Origin of the sequence: Halorhabdus sp. BNX81, from assembly GCF_029229925.1 — an archaeon.
GTDB lineage: Archaea > Halobacteriota > Halobacteria > Halobacteriales > Haloarculaceae > Halorhabdus.
Genome location: NZ_CP107254.1, coordinates 1,241,376 through 1,261,339, shown reverse-complemented (window position 1 = coordinate 1,261,339; position 19,964 = coordinate 1,241,376). Strand labels below are relative to the sequence as shown.

Below are 19,964 nucleotides of genomic sequence, written 5' to 3'. Positions count from 1 at the left end.
ATCCGAACGCTACTGCTCGAGTTCGACGCCCGTGAACTCGAATCGCGCGCCGCCATGTGTGCTCTCGGAGACCGTCACGTCCCAGCCGTGGGAATCAGCCACCTGTGAGACGATGCTGAGGCCGAACCCGGTGCCGTCCTCCGTGGTCGAATAGCCGACCTCGAAGACGCGGTCGCGATCGCCGGCCGGGATCCCCGGGCCGTCGTCGGCGACGACGAAGCCGTCGGCTGTCGTTTCCAGGCGGACTTGGACCGTCTCGCCCCCGTGCTCGACAGCGTCCTCCGGAGCTTGCGAACGAGGACTCGTCGAGCGATGCTCGACTGCGTTCTGACGAGCTTGCGAGTCAGGGCTCGTGGAACTGTGTTCCACGGCGTTCCGGAACAGGTTTTCGAGCAGTTCGCGGAGGCGACCCTCGTCGGCACGAATCCGGTCGTCGGCTTCGTTGACGAACGTGGCAGCTCCCGTACTGACAGTCGCCCAACAGTCGTTTGCAAGTGCGCCGAATTCGAGCCAATCCTGGTCAGATGGCATCTCTCCGTTTCGGGCTAACACAAAGAGGTCATCGATCAACGTCTCCATGCGTTCATGCGCCCGCTCGACAGCCTCTAAGTGGTCGAAATCGTGGTCCTCGCGTGCGAGTCGACAGCGCGTTCGAGCCACTTCGAGCGGGTTTCGAAGATCGTGGCCCACGACGCGTCCAAACTCCGCGAGCCGTTTGTTTTGACGTCTGAGCGTCCGCTCGCCGGCTAACCGGTCGAGGACAGTCGCCGCATTGTTGGCAAGGACGGTCGCGAGCGTCCGATCGAGTGTGTCGAACGTCTCCGGACTGTCGTCGCCGATCGAGAGCGTCCCGTGATCGCCGATCGGGAGATACAATGCGGACCGATGTGGGCCGTTATCGACGTCGCGTTCGCACGCCTCGAAATCCTCGACGAGTCGGTGTTCGCCCGTTTCATACACCTCTCCGGGAAACCCCTCGCCGATCGCGTAGGACGGTCGGTCACCGAGATCCGCCTTCGCTCCGGTGGTCACGGCGACCGGTCGGAGAACAGCACCGTCACGGAGCCGAACCACGTTGCTCGGATGATCGAGAATCGAACGCACCGAGTCGGCCACGAGCCTCGCGACCGTTTCCCGGTCTTCAGCCCGGATGAGGTCTCTGGTTGCGTCGTGCAGGTTTTCGAGGCGATCCACGATCGTGCCCAACTCCGCTTTGCGTTCGGTGTGTTCGGTCACGTCGCGATAGACCCAGAGATGCCCCATCCCGTCCGGAAGGTCGACCGGGCGGTAGCTCCGTTCGAAGGTGCTGCCGTCCGCAAGGTCGAGTTGCCGGGCAGCCTCCGGTGCAGGCGTCATAGTCGGGTCGTCGGTCCGATCCGGCAATCGATCCGGATCGGCAAGTTTCCCGCGTATCTCCCGTTTGAGTTGCTGGCTGTCCGTCCCGACGATATCCGACGGCGAACCGGTAACGGCAAACAGATCGAGCAGGCGCTGGTTGACCGAAAGTACCGTTCCCGATTCGGTCTCGGCCAGCACACCGACCGGGAGCGTATCGAACAGCGTCGAAAGCAGGACGTTCGTCTCTTGGAGTTGCCGCTCCCGGTCGATGTGGTCGGAAATATCGACCGCGAGCCCGAGAGCCGCCTGCGTGTCCGTTCCAGCGAGTTCGTGGGAGAACAGACGCGATTCGAAGACGTGTGTCTCCCCCTCGGAGACAGTGAGTTCGACTTCGGGGACGTATATTGGGTCGGATGAGTTCAAGACGTCCGTCAGATGGGTTCGAAACTGCTCGGCGGCCGGCTCGCCGATGATCTCGGGGACGCGTGCTCCTTCGATTGCCTCGACCGTCGTCCCGTGGAAGTCAGCCAGCGCCTGATTGGCCAGCAAATACGTCTCGGTTTCGTCGACGATGTACAGCAGATGGGGCAACGCATCGATGACTTCCCGAAGCCGCCGTTGGCTGCGTTCGAGCAACCGCCGTGACCGGGCCTGCTCGACCGCGTTTTCGATCCGGTTTGCCAGCACTGTGTACTGTTCGGAGCCACCGCTCTTCTGGAGATAATCGGTGACGCCGGCCGAGATGGCGTCGCTCGCGATCTCCTCGGATCCCCGCCCCGTGAACAGGATAAACGGGAGATCGGGCCGGCCCTCACGGACCGTTTCGAGAAATTCGATCCCGTTTGCTCCGGGCATCTCATAATCGGACACGACACAATCGAAAGTGCCGTCCGCGAGGCGTTCACGCCCCGCATCCGCGCTCGTTGCCGTCTCGACGACGAAGTCGGGATTCTCGCGTTCGAGGAACGTGGCCGTCAGCGCAAGAACGTCGGGCTCGTCATCCACGCAGAGGACGCGTATCGTATCAGATACGGATGCATTCATCACCGTCCTAGTTAACTGGGCCATTGCCAATAATTGGTTGGCCGGAGTAAATGGCCACGAATCGATAGGAAGTCAGAAAACACGACGTTGACAGCTCCCACACAGCGTCTGCTCTTTGACGTCGACCTCACGGACTCTGGGCGAGAAGTTCATGACACAGCGCTTGTTATCGCAGTGTTCCAGCCCCAGGGTGTGCCCGATTTCGTGGACGACTTCCTTCCGGACGCGTTCGGCGAACACCTCCGTATTCGACTTGTTCGAGATACCGCCGTCAGAAGTCATCTGCAGGCGATGGGTCGAGATGACGCTCCCGTTGCCGTCGAGATACGCGAGCCCGAAGACGTAGTTTCGGCGGCGGTAGAACAGGTCCCGGTCGGTGATCGCGATGTTCTTCTCGCCAGTTCCCTCCCGTTTGGCGAGGTCGATGAATTCCTCTGCGCGGTACTGGTCGCGGTCGGGATCGTAAGACCCGGCCGGAATCGACTGGGTGTCGTGGACGCTGACGTCACAGTCATAGACTGCTCGCAGACCGGCAGAGGCTTCGCGTTTGACCATCGCAGGGAGGTCACCGACCGGCACGATGTCGACGTGCATGTATTCGCATATGGACGGGGGACGCTTAAAAACCTCGCCGATCGGCCGAGGCCCCTTCGACAGTCGGAAACTGCTTTACGCCGGAGCGTGTCTGCGGACATACCCATGCAGTCAGATGCGGTGGTACTCGACGTGGACGGCGTGCTCGTAGACGTCGCCGACTCGTATCGGCGAGCCGTGGTCGACACCGTCGCGCGCGTCCACGGCGAAACCATCTCACGGTCCACACTGCAGGCATTCAAAGACGCCGGGGGATTCAACAACGACTGGGAGCTGACGGACGCACTCGCACTCTACGTCCTCGCACGCAGCGAAGGGTTCGACCGCTGCGTCGAAGAGTTTACCGACCGGATTGCGGCCTCGGGCGGCGGGTTCTCCGGGGCGCGATCGGTCGTCGACGACGAGATGGACGCCGCGGCTCGCGAGCGGATCCACGCGGCGCTCGATCGAGACCAACTCCGTGAGGTGTTTCAGCAACTGTACCTGGGAAGCGACAAGTACCGGACGATCGAGGGGACGGAACCGACACTGTCGGAGGCAGGCTATATCCACGATGAAACCGTCATCGTCGAGCGTTCGACGCTCGATGCGCTCCTCGCGAACTTCGAAGTCGGGGTCCTGACGGGCCGGCCAGCGCCTGAAGCCGACATCGCCCTAGACCGGGTCGGGTTGGACCTTCCCGAGGCACACCGCTTCACCATGGACGACTGGGACGCGGGCAAGCCCGATCCGGACGCACTCGTGACCCTGGCCGAGCGCTTCGACGCTGACACCGTTGCGTTCGCCGGCGACACTCTCGACGACGTTCGCACCGCCGTCAACGCTGCCGAGGGCGATCCGGACCGGACCTATCACGGGATCGGCGTCCTCACCGGCGGGCTGACCGGCGAGTCCGGACGTGAGAAGTTCGAGCGCGCGGGTGCGGATGCGGTCGTCGAATCGGTCAACGACTTGCCGGAACTGCTCGAACCAGGCGAGAATTGTACCGGATCGCAGCAGGCTTAACGGATGCGGTCGGTAACGTCAGATATGCGAATAGCCATTCTGGGCGGGACGGGCGACATCGGCGAAGGGCTGGCGCTCCGGTGGGCGTATCACACGTCTCACGACGTCGTGATCGGATCGCGTGATGCTCAGCGCGCCCGGTCGAAAGCCGACGAGTACGAGACCGAGTTGTCGAGTCGCGGCGAGGAACGGACGATCTCGGCAGCCGCGAACGTCGAGGCGGCCGCCGATGCCGACGTGGTCGTCGCCGCTGTTCCGGCCTATCACCTCGTGGACACGATCGAACAGGTCAGCGACGGCCTCGATGCAGAGACCGTGCTCGTGAGTCCGGCCGTGGGCATGCAGCGCGACGAGAGCGGCATGCATTACAATCGACCGGGAGCCGGGAGTGTCACGGCGCTGGCCGCCGAGGCCGCCCCCGAGGACGTCCCGGTCGTCGGCGCGTTTCACAACCTCGCAGCCGATGAACTCGCGAATCTGGACATCGAGTTGTCCCTCGATGCCATCCTGATCGGCGACGACGAGGACGCCCTCGAACGGGTCGAGGTGCTCACGGACGGGATCGATGGACTCCGCCCACTCCGGGCGGGACCGATCGACAACGCCGCCGAAGTCGAATCACTGACGCCGCTTTTGATCAACCTGGCAATGTACAACGACGACCTCCAGGACGTCGGCGTCCGGTTCGAGTGAGAATCGGGCCGGGAATCCCGGGAGAACTCAGGCCGATGCTTCTTCGAGTGCGGTCTCGATGTCCTCGCCCTGCGTGACGCCGATGAACCGTTCGACGACGCCATCGTCGTTCTCGACGATCAGCGTCGGCAGCGACCGGACCTGATACTCGTTGGCGATGTCCTGTTTTTCCTCGACGTCGATGCGCTCGAAGTCGACCTCCGGCCAGTCGTCCTCGAGTTCCTCCAGAATGGGTTCCTGTGTCTTACACGGGCCACACCAGTCGGCATGAAAGTCCATCAGGGTAACGGTCATGATGTCCAGTAAACGTTGCCGAGGCGGCGAAATAAGCGTTTTCACTGCGGCGGTTTAGCGACACCCAGAGGCCGAAAAACTTAGGCGCGCTGATCACGCAGGTACAGGTATGAGTAGTAGCGATAGTGGCGGGCTGATGTCGAGTGCCGGTCTCGTCAGGTATTTCGACGCCGAAGACCGCAACGCGATCCGGATCGACCCCAAGACGATCGTTGCCTTCGGGGCACTCTTTGGGGTACTGGTGCTCGTCTTGAACCTGGTCGCGTGATCGGCGGGCGGGCGGGACGTACCGCGACGCTTTCAAACGAGACAACCATTTTGCCGCGTATGGACACGAATCGTCCCCAACGAAACGCTACGGGACGGGACACTGACGGGTGGTACCGACCGTCGAAATCGACGTTACGCAGCGGAACCGATGGCGACCCGTCGATCGGAGTTCCCCGATAGTATGACCGACGGAGAGTCAGTCACCGTACGAGTACGCGGTATCTACGCGACAGCACTTACCGAACGCCTGAGCGCGGCGGACGGTGTCACCGTCGTCCAGGCATCCCCTCCCATTCAGAACCGCTTCGAGACGACGTTCGCCGACGAACCGGCCGACGTGCGGATCGAAACCGACGGCCAGCGACGGGGGATCAGTATCGTCGGAACGCAACTCGGCGTCGAGCGCGTTCGTGAGAGCCTTGATGTGGCGATCGACACGCTCGGCTGGGCAGATCCGCCGTCCCAGGGCGCGATCTTCGATGGTGTCGTCACCGAGACGCTGGGGAGCGGAGCCGTCGTCGATCTGGGCGAGCGCGAGGGGTTTCTCCCCTTCCACGCGACCGCTGCACACGTCGAAACCGACGACTTGCTCCGGGTGCAGGTCGCCGAACCGGCGGCCCCCTGGAGCGACGACCGCCCCGCACTCGAGACGACGCTATCGGTTCGTGGCGACATGGCGACACTGGTCCGCGAGGAGCCGACGGACGCGGCGGGCCCGGACTTGCTCGACGTCCTCTCCGTCGACGTGCCCGACGGCTGGCGGGTCTCCTGGGGTCGGGACGCCGACGACGCCGACTTCGACGCGCTCGAAGCGAGCCTCGATGGATTGATCGATCGAGCCGTCGAAATCGACGACGCACTGACGGCCCACGACGAACGCACGACGACCGGTCGGATCGTCGAGGGTCGTGGAACGCAATGGCTGTTTTTCGGCCGGGAATCACGTTTCGCGCTCGACGATAATCGCCGGGCGGTGACGCCGACGATGCCGGGCCATCACCGCATCAAGGCGGGCGACGAGCGAGCGAGCGCCGCCGTGGACTTCGTCGAGGAACTCGCCCCGGACCTCGATGGAACGTTCCCGTTCGACGTCGTGACCCGACAGTTCGGCCCGCAAGTGGGTGATCGTGTCTCCATAACTCACGGCAAGCCGGACGGTCGGACAGTCAGTCTCGGGCGCGGCGAGGTGACCGAACGCGACCCGGCGGGGACCATCCGCGTCGAGCGCGAGATGTCGCCCGGTGGGACCTACGACGCGCTGGGCACGAAGCGCCGGGCGGGCGATGTCGCCGTCACGAAGTTCACCGAAGGGAAGTGGTGGTATCCGACAGTCTACCGGGGCGAAGACGGGCAAAAGCGCGGGACGTACGTCAACGTCTGTACGCCAGTCGAGGTGTTCCCCGGGGAGGTGCAGTACGTCGATCTCCACGTCGACGTGGTCAAACACAGAGACGGGACGGTCGAGCGGGTGGACGACGACGAACTCGACGCGGCTGTTGGGGCAGGCAACGTCCCCGAGGCACTCGCCGAGAAGGCCCGCGAGGTTGCGAGTGCGGTCGAGAGCGCGCTGTCGTGATCCCGGTTCCGCGGGCGGCTAGAAGTTGATACTGAACCCCTCGTCGTGATCCCCGCCGTCACCGGCGGGCAAGTTCGGGATCAGCCACGACAGGAACGCGTCGGTACTCCTGGTCTGGAGCCAGACAGCCCCCTCGCCGCTGAACTCACAGACGAGTCCCTCGCCGCTGAACAGCGTCGACTTGAGCCCGCCGACCTTCTTGACGTCGAAGGTGGTCGAGCCCTCGAAGGCGACGATGTGGCCGGTGTCGACCGTGTAGGTCTCGCCGGGGTCGAGGTCGACGCGTTCGACCGCGCCGTAGCTTGAGAGAAACGTGCGACCCGTGCCGGAGAGTTCGAGCAGGAACAGGCCCTCGCCGCCGAAGAAGGTTCGCCCGCCGCCGAACTTCGTGTCGATGTCGATCCCCGTCTCGGCGGCCAGGAACGACCCCGACTGGACGAGCAGGCGGTCGTCCGTGAGTTCCTTGCCGATCACGTCGCCCGGCAGCGGTGGGGCGAGCGTGACGTGGCCCGGCCGGTCGGCGCGGAACGTATTCATAAAGAACGACTCGCCGCCGAAGGCCGTCCGCTTCAACGAGTCGACGATGCCGCCCGTGGCTTCGGTCTCAATGACGATCCCGTCGGTGTGGCTGACCATCGCGCCCGCTTCGGCCTGAATCGCCTCGCTCTGGTCGAGGTCGACCGAGAGCAACGCGTAGGAGGGCCTGTGTTCGATGTCGTACTCCATGAGGAGGGCGTCTCCCGGCCGGTCAATAAATCTACCCCGCCGTCCTGACCATTTTGTGGTCGGCCCCCGTACCCGGAATATGCTCTCGCCGACCCTCGACGATCAGACCGCGCTCGTGACCGGCAGCGCCCGCGGCGTCGGGCGCGAGGTGCTGCTCGCGCTCGCCGACTGCGGGGCGGACGTGGCCGTCCAGTATCGAACCAGCCCCGAGGAAGCCGAGGTAGTCGCCGACGTCGCCCGCGAGGCGGGCGTCGAAGCATTGACCGTCCAGGCGGACGTGACTGACCCGGACAGCGTCGACGCGCTGTTCGAGGCCGTCGAGGCCGAACTCGGAACTGTCGACATATTGATCAACAACGTCGGCGCGTTCGCCCCGGAGCGATGGGACGAACTCGACTATGCCACCTGGCAGACCGTGATGGAGACCAATCTCGACGCGACGTATCTGTGTTCGAAACGCGCGCTGCCGGGAATGCGAAAGGCGGGCGACGGCCGGATCGTCAACGTCGGCTACGCTTCCAGCGAGAAGGGACTGGTCAGCCCGAAGAACTTCCCGTATTTCGTGGCGAAAGCGGGCGTTCTGATGTTCACGCGGATGCTCGCGGCCGATACCAGCGAGGATGGGATCACCGTCAACGCGGTCTCGCCGTACGTCGTCGAGAACTCGGCGGAGTTCCCTGAGGAACTCCCGCGTGGTCGTCCCGCTCACTTCGAGGATCTGCTCCAGGCCGTGCTGTTCTTTCTCGATCCCGACAGTGACTACATCTCGGGTGCGAACGTCGAGGTCTCGGGCGGGTGGCTGCCCGAACGCGTCTGAGCGGCGCGGCGATGGATACCGTCTAGAGCCGGAACATGACGGCCGTCTAGAACCGGAACATGACGTAACACTCGTGGCCGTTGGGACACGCGTTGGGCCGAACTTTCACGCGGTCGTCGTCGGGTTCCTCGCGATCCTCCGTCGTGACGGACTGGACGGTCACATCCCTGGGCAACCCCATTTCGAATGTCGCCCCACACGCCGGACACGACAACTGTTCGATCCCCATTATCCCCCAGGTAGTCCCCCGGCGAAATAAATGGTCTGTCATCGCCGGCCATCGATCGTGGCTGGTCCCGGAAGGACCCAAACGAGTTGGGCGGGTACTTGAGGACTCTGCCGGGCGAACCTCGGCCCATGGCACAATCGACACGTCAATCGTCGGTCCTCCGTGGCTCCGTCTCGTGGCCGGGGAACCGACCGATCGTGGCGTCTCGCGTGGCGCTGGCGACGATCGCCATCGGATTCGTCGTGGGCCAGGAAGCGGGGGTCCGCCTCGGATTGACAACCCAAGCGGCCATCTATCTGTTCGGGATGGTCGCGCTGAACCTGCCCCACGGTGGGTACGAACACTTCAATAACATCCGCCAGCGTGGCCTCACCTTCCAGTGGCGCTACGTCGTCGAATATCTCGCGCTCGTCGCAGGATTCATCACCCTGTTCGCCCTCGCGCCGGTGGCCGGCCTCGCGCTTGCGATCCTCGTCGCGGTCCTCAAAGGCGGCTACGGCGGCCTCCACGTCATGGACGCCGAGACCGGGAGCGGTCACCTCCGGACGCCCATCCAGCGTCATCTCGCCGCACTGGTCCGTGGCGGTGTCGTCATGGCCGTTCCGATCGTCGCCTGGCCGGGGACCTTCGAGACGTTCAGCGCCTACATGGTGAACATCTTCCAGCCCGGCGGGCTCGAACCGTTCGCACAGTACTTCGCGATCACCCGGCCCCTCATCGGAGTTGGGTTCGCCGCACTCGCCGTCGCACACGTCGGGTTGGGGTATCTTCGCCGGGACGGCACCCGGTCGTGGCTCGTCGACGCCGCCGAGACGGCGCTGCTGATCGCCTTCTTCGCGGTCGTGCCCGTAGTCGTCGCCGTCGGGCTGTACTTCCCGCTTTGGTACTCCATGCGACAGGTCGGGCGACACGTCTCCATCGAGGACGACGTCCCGGAACAGGGCGGCGGCGTCCTCACGCCGTTCCTCGAGAGCGACGACCCACGCGTGATCGCGCTGACTGCCTGGGGCGTGTTGATCGCCGGGTCGATCGCGACGGCCGCCGTCGTCGGGACGATCCTGTTCGTCGCGAGCGAGCCGCTCGGTGGCGCGCCGCTGTTACCGGGTTTGGTCGCCTTTTGGAGCATCTCGATCAGTATCATTGCACTCCCGCACGTGGTCGTCGGTTCATTTATGGACCGCGAGCGCGGCATCTGGTACGTGCCATGACAGGAAATGCAGCCGGGTCACTCGCTGGCCGGTCGGTCGACATCATCGGTGGCGGGATCGGTGGACTCTCCGCCGCCGCCTTCCTCGCTGACGCCGGCGCGGACGTGACCGTCCTCGAAAAGCAGCCCCGTCTCGGCGGGGCCGCGAACCTGCTTGAAGTCGACGGGTTCCGCTTCGATACCGGTCCATCGTGGTACCTGATGCCCGATGTCTTCGAGCGCTTTTTCGAGCAGTTCGACCGCGAGCCTGACGAGTATTACGAGCTTTTGAAGCTCGATCCGCAGTACCGTGTGTTTTTCCGCGACAGTGATCCGGTCCCCGGGGCCGGAACGCCTTACGACGAGGACGTCGACGCGCCCTGTGATTGGGTGACGATCACGCCGGATCGCACCCAGGTCAAACGAATCTTCGCCGCCTACGAAGCGGGCGGCGGCGAGGCCTTCGAGGAGTACCTCGCGGAGGCCGAACACACCTACGACGTGGGGATGGAACACTTCGTCTACGAAGACCGCTCCCGGTTTCGAGACCTTCTGGACCCCAGCGTGGTTCAGGCCGGTCCGGGCCTGACGATGCTCGGGTCGATGCAGGACCACGTCGAGGAGTACTTCGAGAACCCGAAACTCCAGCAGTTGCTGCAGTACACGCTGGTCTTTCTCGGCGGCTCCCCACACAACACGCCGGCGCTGTACAACCTCATGTCCCACGTCGATTACAACATGGGCGTCTACTACCCGGAAGGCGGGATGTACAGCCTCGTCGAGGGGCTGGCCGACCTCGGCGAGGAACTCGGCGTCTCCTATCGGACGGGCGTCGAGGTGACGGATCTCCAGGAAACGACGACCGGGCTCGCCCTCCAGACGACCGAGGGACGCCGGCGGGCCGATCGGGTCGTCGCCAACGCACCGCCGGCCCACGTCGAGCGCGAGTTGCTCTCACCCGGAAAACGCGATCACGACCTCGATCACTGGGACGACCAGACTTACGCGCCCTCGGCGCTGCTTTGGTACTTCGGCGTCGAAGGCGACGTCGGCCCGCTCGAACATCACTCGCTGGTGTTCCCTGACGACTGGGACCCTCACTTCGCGTCGATTTTCGAGGACCCGGCCTGGCCGGACGATCCCGCATACTATCTCGCCGTGCCCTCGCTCACCGACGACGGCGTCGCGCCCGACGACCACCACGCGGTGGTCGTACTTGTTCCGATCGCGCCGGGGCTAGAAGACACCCAAGCACGACGCGAGGAATACCGGGACTGGATCCTCGAGGACCTCGCCACGAACGTCGGCGTCGACCTCCGGGACCGAGTCGTCACCGAAGCGTCGATGTGTGTCGATGACTTCACTGAACGCCTCAACTACCCCGAAGGGACCGCGCTGGGGCTGGCACATACACTGTTCCAGACCGGGCCGATGCGTCCCTCACATCGCGCGAAGCGCGTCGACGGCCTGTACTACGTCGGCGGGTTCACCTCGCCGGGCATCGGTGTCCCGATGACGATCATCAGCGGCGAGCACGCCGCCCAGGCGGTCATCGAGGACGAACGCGAGCGCGGCGTCGTCAAGCGGTTGCTCGGGTGAGTGCCGGCCGACCCACCGGCGTTTGTTCGGTTCGAGCCCCACATTTACAATGATCGTCCGCTAACAGGAAAGTCATGAGCAGCGCTGGGGATGTCCGGCGGATACTTCGGGTTGGGGACGATCCGGAGACCCCGCCGGTATCGACGGACGGGATCCAGGAGTCGGCGGACAACGTCGTCGTCGAATCGGCGACGGACTTCCTGGCAGCCGCCGAACGGGTCGACACCGACGAGATAGATTGCGTCGTGACTGACCACGTGGGGTCGGGGTTCGACGGACTGGCGCTGCTGGAATCGATTCGCCGGGATCGACCGCAGTTGCCGGTCATCGTCATCCCGGACGTTTCCGAAGGGGCGGTCGCCCGCCGGGCAGTCGCCGCCGACGCTACAGCTTACGTCCCACGGACGAGCGAGAACAGACTGAGTCTCGTCGTCGACGCCATCGACGACGCAGTCCCGGAACCGACAGACGGCGAGGGGCAGGTCCGGATGCCGATCAACGATCGCACGGCGACCGAACAACAGCGTCTCAAGGAGCGAGCGCTCGACGAAGCGCCGGTCGGAATCACGATCGCCGACGCGACCGCGCCGGATGAGCCTCTGATCTACGTCAACGACGCCTTCGTGGAGATGACGGGGTACGAGAAGGAAGACGCGATCGGCGTCAACTGTCGGTTCCTCCAGGGCACGGAGACCGACGCGGAAACGACCCTGGAACTCCGGGACGCCGTGGCGGACGAGGCGGCGGCCGCAGTCGAACTGCGGAACTATCGCGCCGACGGCTCGCCGTTCTGGAACAACCTCGAGATCTCGCCGATCCGTGACGACGACGGGACGGTGACCAACTTTGTCGGCTATCAACAGGATATCACCGAGCGCAGGGAAACGGAGGCGGCGATCAGACGCGAACGGGAGAACTTGCGACGGCTGCTTGATCGCGTCGAAGGGCTGGTCAGCGACGTCACCGAGATTCTCGTCAGAGCCGATTCACGCGCTGACATCGACGAGATGACTGTCGAACGGATCGGTGACGGCGAGGAATTCGACCGGGCGTGGATCGGGGAATACGATCCACCCGCCGAGACGATCACGATCACCGAGGACAGCGAAACGAGCACCGAACCCGTGACGCTCGAACTCGATGACCCAAACGCCGCGTCAGGCACCGACGTGATCGGGACGGCGTTGCGCCGGGGCGAAGTCCGGCGGTTCGAGGATGTCGCGGAACTGGAATCGCCCGTCGGCGGCGCATCGACCTCCGGAGAAGATGCTGAATCGGCCGGTTCGGGGGTCGTGATCCCGCTCGTCTACCGGCGGACGACCTACGGCGTCCTCGCCGTCTACGACCAGGATCCGGACGCCTTCGACGAGACCGAACGTACGATTCTCGCTGCCCTTGGCCGGGCGATCGGCTCGGCCATCAACGCCGTCCTGAGCAAGCGGACCGTGACGACCGACGCGACTTTCGAGATCAAAGTCTTGCTGGAGGATCAGGATCTCTTCTTACCGGATCTGGCGGATCGACTCGATGGCGAACTCGCCTACCGCGGTGCCCGGGCGACCGACGACGGAAGCGTTCGGTTCCTGTTCCGGATCGATGCCGGGGACGAGGCGGCTGTCCGAGCGGGGGTCGATAGATACGACGCCGTTACCGGCATGACGGTACTCTCCCGGGCTGAGCAGGAGTGTACGGTCGAGATCGTTACGGCGGGGACACCGTTCGTGACGATCCTCTCCGGGTACGGCGGTGACATCCAGGACGTTTCGATCGACGCCGACGGGCTCGAGCTCGCGTTTCGGGTCGCGACCGAACAGAACGGTCGCGCGATCGTCGAGGATCTCGAATCGACATACGAGACGACGACGCTGATTTCCTATACCGAAGCCGACGAACCGGGCGAAACGCCCCAGGCCTTCCGGAGCGCTGTCGAGTCCGAACTGACTGACCGGCAGCTAACTGCCCTTCGGAAAGCCTACGTGAGCGGGTTTTTCGAGTGGCCTCGCGAAAGCGAGGGCGACGAACTGGCCGACTCGATGGACGTCGTCCCCTCGACGTACTACCAGCACCTCCGGACCGCGGAGAAGAAACTCGTCCGGGCGTTTTTCGACGCCTGATCGGCGGTTCGAGACCGACCGTCGAACCGGATTGCAACCACAAGGGCGTCTCAGAGAGAGCGTCTCATGGGGCCACAATAGTGTGTCGGGTTCGGAATCCGATTAGCTACGCCATTCGTTGATGACTGTCGGGGCGATAACGCCAACACCGAGGAGGACGGCGAAGTGGACCCATTGCGTATCAGTCACAGCGGTAGTGCCGTACACCGATACGAGAGCGAGTATGACGAAAACGGCTGTAATCTTGGTTTCCGTGCTGACCAGATTACTCGACTTGCTGGAGGGCTGTTCTGACACGTTCATTTGTTCAGCTGTATAATGCTTATACTTGTCTCTCGTTTCAGCGCCGACACGTACCCCAGACCGAGCCCAGAGCAAGAACTATACTCATCTCCTGAGCACTTGCGAACGATTCTATGACACGCTCACCCCAATACAATAGGTATCGCTTTGAGTCGGCTTGCCCGCGTATGTCCTAGGAATGACCGTCAAAATCGACATTCGGGAGGACACACGACCGGACAGTGGTCTCTGGATGACGGGCGGCGGTGTGCTGGGGAATCGATCCGGAGGGCCGTGATGGCACCGATCACGTATCTGTCGTTCGTGATGGCGTTCGTGGTCGTGCCGGTCGCGATCCTGGCGGGGGTGCTGGCTGTGAGCCGGCGCTTTCGGCCGGCCCAGCTGTTCGGGACGGGGCTGCTTGCGGGTGTCGCACTGGTGTATACCGTTCCGTGGGACGGCCAGTTGATCCGGATCGGCGTCTGGGAGTACGGATCGACGCTACTTGGCCAACTGGGCGTTGTCCCGTACGAGGAGCTGTTGTTCATCCTCACCCAGACGGTGCTGACTGGACTGTGGACGACGCTCGTCGACGTCCCGGACGGGCGTGGGTCGGTCACCCGAAGACAGCGGCTGGTCGGCGTCCTCGCCGGCGGGCTGGTCGGCATGATCGGACTCGCCGTCCTGTTGGTCCCGTCCGGGACGTATCTGGGTGCGATTCTGGTGTGGGCGGCCCCGGTCCTCGCCCTCCAGTGGGGATTCGGCTGGCCGATCCTCGTTCGGGCGCGTCGGACAGTCACGCTCGCGATCGCGCTGCCGACAGCGTATCTCTGGGCCGCCGATCGACTGGCGATCGAACTCGGACTGTGGACGTTCTCGCCGGATCGGACGACGGGGCTCGCGCTCCTGGGGTTGCCAGTCGAGGAGGCCCTGTTCTTTCTCGTGACGAACGCGTTTCTCGTTCAGGGGCTGGTCCTCTTGGGGTGGGTCGTCGAACGCGACGCGCTGCCCGCCGTGACGGACGTCATCGATACGACCGTCGAACGGGTCGAATAAACGGAATCGCCACCCGGTACAGTTGTGTGCACAACCGACGTGTGTCAGAAAAATCCGCGACGCGACTGTCAGTCGATGACTGTGCAGTTTAGCTCGCCGACGGAGCGCCCTCGTCGAGGACGTCGTGACTCCGCAGCAGGATGATCCCGAAGATCACCTTCGCGGTCACGTCGAGCACGGCGAAACCAGCCGTCTCCGGACCGATCCCGATAGCGCCGAGCCCCTCAGTGCCGACGATCCACCAGATCGGGTAGACCAGCCAGAGGACGGCGATCATGTTCCGAAGGAGTTTGAACGTACGCTGTGTGTCAGCCGACAACTCGTTGGCTTTTGCCGTCAGCGTCGAGAACAGGAAGTACAGCAACACCAGGAGGAAGCCGGTGGAGACGCCCCACCAGAGGATGCGAGCGCCCTCGACTTCCAGCCCGGCCCCGCCGGTGAACGTCAGCGTCGCGACGACGCCGGTGAGGATCATCAACACATCGAGTCCAACAAGTGTACTGATCGTGTTACGGTCAGCGCCCGCGAGCAACGCGATGTCGTACAACAACAGCGGCGTCGTCAGGATCCAGTCGGTGTATCGCGGCCAGTAGATCTCCTCGGGGACGCCGCTACCGAACTCTGTCCCCAGGATATTTTCGATGACTTCGATCGGGAGCTTCCCGAACCCCGTCGCCATCGCCAGGTAGTTGACGAAGGCGATCGCCGCGATGAACGTCGTGACGACGTAGAATTTCTTTCGCCGGGAATCCCGTACGTTCCATCCTGTCGCGATGAAATACAGCATTCCCAGGAACATTCCTGCCGTGCCTGCCCACAACGAAATTGTGGTTAAGTCTGCCATGCTACAAGCTATATGTTCGCTCGGGACTCGGGTAACGTTCGTACCAAACCCATTCGGTAAGAAATGCCGCTATCCATTGACGGGGCACGGACCGACAGGGTTTCACCGATCCGGACCGTGGAATTCATCGAATGAGCAAGGACGTCATCGAGGTCCGCGGGGCCGAACAGCACAACCTCAAGGACGTCGATTGTGAGATCCCACGCGAGGAGCTGACGGTCGTCACCGGCCTCTCAGGGTCGGGGAAATCCTCACTCGCGTTCGAGACGATCTACGCCGAAGGCCAGCGCCGATACATCGAGTCGCTGTCGGCCTACGCGCGGAACTTCCTCGGGCAGATGGACAAGCCACAGGTCGAATCGGTCGAAGGACTGTCCCCGGCGATCTCGATCGACCAGAAGAACGCCGCCAACAACCCCCGATCGACGGTCGGGACGGTCACTGAACTGCACGACTACCTCCGCCTGCTGTACGCCCGCGTCGGGACGCCACACTGTCCCGAGTGTGGCCGCGAAGTCGGCGAACAGAGCGCCGAGAACATGGTCTCCCGGATCCTCGAACTGCCGGAAGGGACGAAACTCAAGATCGCCGCGCCGATCGTCCGCGACCAGAAGGGGGCCTTCGAGGACCGCTTCGACGAACTCGTCGGCGAGGGCTACAGCCGTGTCGAGGTCGACGGCGAGGAATACGATCTGACGCTGGATCGCCCGGATCTCGACGAGAACTACGACCACACGATCGACGTGATCGTCGACCGCGTACAGGTCGCCCCGGACGCCCGCTCGCGGATCACCGACTCCGTCGAGACCGCCCTCGAGGAAGCCCACGGGATTCTCAAAGTCATCGTTCCCGATCCGCCCGAGGGCACAGAGTTGGGTGGGGCGAGCGCTCGCTCGACTGGCGATCTGGCCGACGAAGCGGATTCCGACGACGGAGACGCCCGCGACGACCGCCTCGTCGTCGAGTTCTCCGAGGACCTGGCCTGTACGCACTGTGGCATCGACATCAGCGAGATCGAGACCCGGAGCTTTTCGTTTAACTCCCCGCATGGTGCCTGTCCGGAATGTGAGGGACTCGGCGAGACCAAGGAGGTCAGCGAGGATCTGGTGATCACCGATCCCGAAAAGCCACTCAAGCACGTCTTCGAGCCCTGGAGTTACGACCGGACGTACTACTCCCGGCAACTCGACAACGTCGCCGAGCACTTCGATGTCGATCTGGAGACGCCCTTCGAAGAACTCGATCCGGAGATCCGCCGACAGTTCCTCTACGGCACGGACGACCGGGTCCACTTCCAGTGGCAGACCAAGAACGGCACCCGTGAGAAGACCGAGCGCTTCGAGGGCGTGATCCCGAATCTCGAACGCCGCCACGTCGAGACGGACTCCGATCGCGCCCGCGAGCACATCGAGGAGTTCATGGCCACGACGACGTGTCCGAACTGTGAGGGGACGCGACTCAAGGCCGAATCGCGGGCCGTCCTCGTCGACGACACCTCGATCACCGCGGTCAACGAGCTGTCGATCGGCGACGCCCTCGAACACTTCGAGGGGATGGAGGCGGGGATGAGCGAACGGGACGCCACCATCGCGACGGAGGTCTTGAAGGAGATCCGCGCGAGGCTCGGGTTCATGCAGGAGGTCGGCCTGGCGTATCTCACCCTCGATCGGGAGGCCTCAACGCTGTCGGGTGGTGAGAGCCAGCGCATCCGCCTGGCGACCCAGATCGGCTCGGGACTCGTGGGCGTGCTCTACGTCCTGGACGAGCCCTCGATCGGACTCCACCAGCGGGACAACGATCGGCTTTTGAACACCCTGGCTGAGCTCCGGGACCTGGGCAATACCCTGCTCGTTGTCGAACACGACACCGCGACGATGCGCCGGGCGGACAACATCGTCGACATGGGGCCAGGGCCGGGTAAACAGGGCGGCGAGATCGTGGTCAACGGCCCACTCGAGGCCGTCATCGACAGCGACGAATCCGTCACCGGCGAGTACCTGGCGGGCGAGCGGTCGATCCCGGTGCCCGAGGAGCGCCGGGAGCCCGAGGGAACGCTGACGATCCGTGGTGCCCGTCAGCACAATCTAGCGGACCTCGACGTGGACATCCCGCTGGGGACGTTCACTGCGATCACCGGCGTCTCGGGGTCGGGCAAGTCGACGCTGATGCACGACGTCCTTTATAAGGGCCTGGCTCGCGAGATGAACGACAACACGAGCGTCAATCCCGGCGAGCACGACGCGATCGACGGCATCGAGCGGATCGAGACGGTCCGACTCATCGACCAGTCGCCGATCGGACGCACCCCGCGCTCGAACCCGGCGACGTACACGGACGTCTTCGATCACATCCGGGAACTGTTCGCCGAGACCAAACTGGCGAAACAACGGGGCTACGAGAAGGGGCGTTTCTCCTTCAACGTCAAAGGTGGGCGGTGTGAAGCCTGCGGCGGGCAGGGGACCGTCACGATCGACATGAACTTCCTCAGCAACGTCGAAGTACCCTGCGAGGAGTGTGGCGGCGACCGCTACAACGCCGAGACGCTGGACGTTACCTACAAGGGCAAGACGATCGCAGACGTTCTGGAGATGACCGTCTCGGAAGCCTACGAGTTCTTCGAGAGTCACCCGGGGATTCGTCGTCGACTCGAACTGCTCAGAGACGTCGGGTTGGGCTACATGAAACTCGGCCAGCCCTCGACGACGCTGTCCGGTGGGGAGGCCCAGCGGGTGAAACTCGCCGAGGAACTCGGGAAGAAAGATTCCGGCGAGACGCTGTATCTCCTCGACGAACCGACGACGGGACTCCATCCCGAGGACGAACGCAAGTTGATCGACGTGCTCCACCGACTTACCGAGGACGGGAACACGGTCGTCGTGATCGAACACGAACTCGACCTCGTGAAGAACGCGGACCGGATCATCGACCTCGGTCCGGAAGGCGGCGAGAACGGCGGCGAGATCGTCGCGGCGGGCACACCAGAGAGGGTGGCCCGAACGGACGGATCATACACCGGGCAGTACTTGCGAGATCTGTTGCCAGCAGTCGACAGGGAGGGCCCACGCGCCGATCGAGAACAGTCCGCTCCGCCCGCTGCTGACGACTGATCGACCGTCGCGTATACAGCGTACTACACCGTAATCACACGGCAAATGCACCCGTGCGAGACGGTCCCGGATCGGTCCGGAACACGGTGTCTCACTCGAGCGTGATGTGTCCGGATTCCTCGTTGAGTGCGAGGTTCGTCGCGATCTCGGCGTTCCGAACCGAATACTGCGCCGTATCCTGCAGAGCGACCAGCACCTCCCGGATCGCCAGCAGCTTTTGGTTGGGCATCTCCTCGAGACCTTCGAGGAGGTCAGCCCCCTGCTCGTCGATCACACGGAACTGTGAGCGTGCCTCGTTGGCGGCGGTGTAATCCCGCTCGACCGCGGCTCGAACGGCCTGTTCGGAAATTTCGTCGACTTTCTCGACCATGTCACGGATCCGATCCATGGTTCCCGCGTCGACATCGAGACTGTGGCCTTCCGCTTCGAGCGCGATGTCAGCGATGTCCTCGGCGTTGTCAGCAGCCAGTTCGAGGTTCTTCGCGACCGACCGATAGCCGATCAGCGGGAACGCATCGTCGAGCCCGATTCCGCGCGCGACGTTGGGGTTCTGGTGGGCTGTGAAGATGAGTCTGAGGAGCAACACGAAGATCTTGTTGGCCTGTCGCTCCCGGTTCAAGGCCCGCTGGGCCAGGTCCGGATTCCCGTGTGCGAGTGCCCGGATCGCCTCGTTTCGCATCGTACTGCCGGTGCTCTCGAGACGTTCGAGCAAATTGTTGAGAGTGAAGTCGCCGGGATCGACCGAACACCGGACGGTGATGCGTTCGGGCGTCTCCTCGATCACGCCCAGCCCCATCAGTTGGGTCTCGGCGTTGTAGACCGCGTTGATGTGGGAGCTATCGAGTGTGTCCGACCCTTCGGCTTCGACATGGATCACCTGTCGACCGAGGACGTACTGGGCGACGATCGCCCGTTCGACGGCGTCGGCGTCAAGTTCGGAAACGTAGATCGTCGCTTCGGTGTCCCCGGACTGGACGGACTCGGGGAGTACAGTCAACGTCCCTTTGTCACCGATCCGGATGGAAATCTCGTCACCCTTCTCGACATCTGTCTCCGTCGTCCACTCCGCCGGCAGCGTCATCGCGAGCGTCGAGGGTCCGAGTTGCTGGACCTTTCTCGTATCCATATGTGTCCTAGGATGGCTCGCTACCTTAAGTTTATGAATATTCCAGGGGAGAACCACCGACCAA

At 63.6% G+C, this 19,964-nt stretch carries 17 protein-coding genes; 10 read left to right on the top strand and 7 right to left on the bottom strand.

Annotation, left to right across the window (positions count from 1 at the left end; all coding sequences use genetic code 11):
• Window positions 1-9: 9 nt before the first annotated feature.
• Both HBNXHr_RS06275 and HBNXHr_RS06270 read right to left on the bottom strand, forming a co-directional pair.
• A complete protein-coding gene (locus tag HBNXHr_RS06275; RefSeq protein ID WP_275883577.1) occupies window positions 10-2,343 on the bottom strand; it encodes a response regulator in 2,334 nt (777 codons plus the stop codon).
• A 111-nt stretch (window positions 2,344-2,454) separates the two neighbouring features.
• Complete coding sequence (locus tag HBNXHr_RS06270; protein WP_275740482.1) at window positions 2,455-2,976, bottom strand: archaemetzincin family Zn-dependent metalloprotease; 522 nt, start codon at window positions 2,974-2,976, stop codon at window positions 2,455-2,457.
• A 105-nt stretch (window positions 2,977-3,081) separates the two neighbouring features.
• Here HBNXHr_RS06270 and HBNXHr_RS06265 point away from each other — a divergent pair, with 105 nt between their 5' ends.
• Together HBNXHr_RS06265 and npdG are read left to right on the top strand one after the other, a co-directional pair.
• Window positions 3,082-3,981, top strand: a complete 900-nt coding sequence (locus tag HBNXHr_RS06265) for a TIGR01548 family HAD-type hydrolase (RefSeq protein WP_275740480.1) — start codon at window positions 3,082-3,084, stop codon at window positions 3,979-3,981.
• Between the two features lie 24 nt (window positions 3,982-4,005).
• Window positions 4,006-4,674, top strand: coding sequence for an NADPH-dependent F420 reductase (gene npdG, locus HBNXHr_RS06260; protein WP_275740478.1), 669 nt, complete (start codon window positions 4,006-4,008; stop codon window positions 4,672-4,674).
• A gap of 27 nt (window positions 4,675-4,701) precedes the next feature.
• Here the strand turns inward: npdG and HBNXHr_RS06255 are convergent, their stop codons facing one another.
• Window positions 4,702-4,968: a thioredoxin family protein gene (locus HBNXHr_RS06255; RefSeq protein WP_275740476.1), complete on the bottom strand. Its 267-nt coding sequence runs from the start codon at window positions 4,966-4,968 to the stop codon at window positions 4,702-4,704.
• Between the two features lie 109 nt (window positions 4,969-5,077).
• Between HBNXHr_RS06255 and HBNXHr_RS06250 the strand changes: the two genes are divergently transcribed.
• Window positions 5,078-5,236 carry a preprotein translocase subunit Sec61beta gene (locus HBNXHr_RS06250; protein WP_012795389.1) on the top strand — a complete coding sequence of 53 codons (159 nt, stop codon included), beginning with the start codon at window positions 5,078-5,080 and terminating at the stop codon, window positions 5,234-5,236.
• 183 nt (window positions 5,237-5,419) lie between these two features.
• A complete protein-coding gene (locus HBNXHr_RS06245) occupies window positions 5,420-6,814 on the top strand; it encodes a DUF402 domain-containing protein (protein WP_275883576.1) in 1,395 nt (464 codons plus the stop codon).
• Between the two features lie 18 nt (window positions 6,815-6,832).
• On the opposite strand, the gene HBNXHr_RS06240 is transcribed toward HBNXHr_RS06245, so the two are convergent.
• Window positions 6,833-7,540, bottom strand: coding sequence for a TIGR00266 family protein (locus tag HBNXHr_RS06240; protein ID WP_275883575.1), 708 nt, complete (start codon window positions 7,538-7,540; stop codon window positions 6,833-6,835).
• 79 nt (window positions 7,541-7,619) lie between these two features.
• Here HBNXHr_RS06240 and HBNXHr_RS06235 point away from each other — a divergent pair, with 79 nt between their 5' ends.
• Complete coding sequence (locus tag HBNXHr_RS06235; protein ID WP_275883574.1) at window positions 7,620-8,357, top strand: SDR family NAD(P)-dependent oxidoreductase; 738 nt, start codon at window positions 7,620-7,622, stop codon at window positions 8,355-8,357.
• Between the two features lie 46 nt (window positions 8,358-8,403).
• On the opposite strand, the gene brz is transcribed toward HBNXHr_RS06235, so the two are convergent.
• Window positions 8,404-8,586 (bottom strand): transcriptional regulator Brz, encoded by a 183-nt coding sequence (brz, locus tag HBNXHr_RS06230; protein WP_275883573.1) that lies wholly within the window; start codon window positions 8,584-8,586, stop codon window positions 8,404-8,406.
• A gap of 128 nt (window positions 8,587-8,714) precedes the next feature.
• Between brz and HBNXHr_RS06225 the strand changes: the two genes are divergently transcribed.
• From HBNXHr_RS06225 to HBNXHr_RS06210, 4 genes are all read left to right on the top strand, one after another.
• Window positions 8,715-9,794 (top strand): Brp/Blh family beta-carotene 15,15'-dioxygenase, encoded by a 1,080-nt coding sequence (locus tag HBNXHr_RS06225; RefSeq protein ID WP_275883572.1) that lies wholly within the window; start codon window positions 8,715-8,717, stop codon window positions 9,792-9,794.
• Complete coding sequence (gene crtI, locus HBNXHr_RS06220) at window positions 9,791-11,371, top strand: phytoene desaturase family protein (RefSeq protein ID WP_275883571.1); 1,581 nt, start codon at window positions 9,791-9,793, stop codon at window positions 11,369-11,371. The genes HBNXHr_RS06225 and crtI overlap by 4 nt, the downstream gene beginning before the upstream one ends.
• Window positions 11,372-11,445: 74 nt before the next feature.
• Entirely contained in the window at window positions 11,446-13,485 is a 2,040-nt protein-coding gene (locus HBNXHr_RS06215; protein ID WP_275883570.1) for a bacterio-opsin activator domain-containing protein, read from the top strand.
• 579 nt (window positions 13,486-14,064) lie between these two features.
• Complete coding sequence (locus HBNXHr_RS06210; RefSeq protein WP_275883569.1) at window positions 14,065-14,823, top strand: lycopene cyclase domain-containing protein; 759 nt, start codon at window positions 14,065-14,067, stop codon at window positions 14,821-14,823.
• A gap of 88 nt (window positions 14,824-14,911) precedes the next feature.
• Here the strand turns inward: HBNXHr_RS06210 and HBNXHr_RS06205 are convergent, their stop codons facing one another.
• Window positions 14,912-15,667, bottom strand: a complete 756-nt coding sequence (locus tag HBNXHr_RS06205) for a bacteriorhodopsin (protein ID WP_275883568.1) — start codon at window positions 15,665-15,667, stop codon at window positions 14,912-14,914.
• A 131-nt stretch (window positions 15,668-15,798) separates the two neighbouring features.
• Between HBNXHr_RS06205 and uvrA the strand changes: the two genes are divergently transcribed.
• Window positions 15,799-18,774 (top strand): excinuclease ABC subunit UvrA, encoded by a 2,976-nt coding sequence (gene uvrA / locus HBNXHr_RS06200; RefSeq protein ID WP_275883567.1) that lies wholly within the window; start codon window positions 15,799-15,801, stop codon window positions 18,772-18,774.
• Between the two features lie 91 nt (window positions 18,775-18,865).
• Here uvrA and HBNXHr_RS06195 read toward each other — a convergent pair whose 3' ends face one another.
• Window positions 18,866-19,900 (bottom strand): phosphate uptake regulator PhoU, encoded by a 1,035-nt coding sequence (locus tag HBNXHr_RS06195; RefSeq protein ID WP_275740454.1) that lies wholly within the window; start codon window positions 19,898-19,900, stop codon window positions 18,866-18,868.
• Window positions 19,901-19,964: the final 64 nt, after the last annotated feature.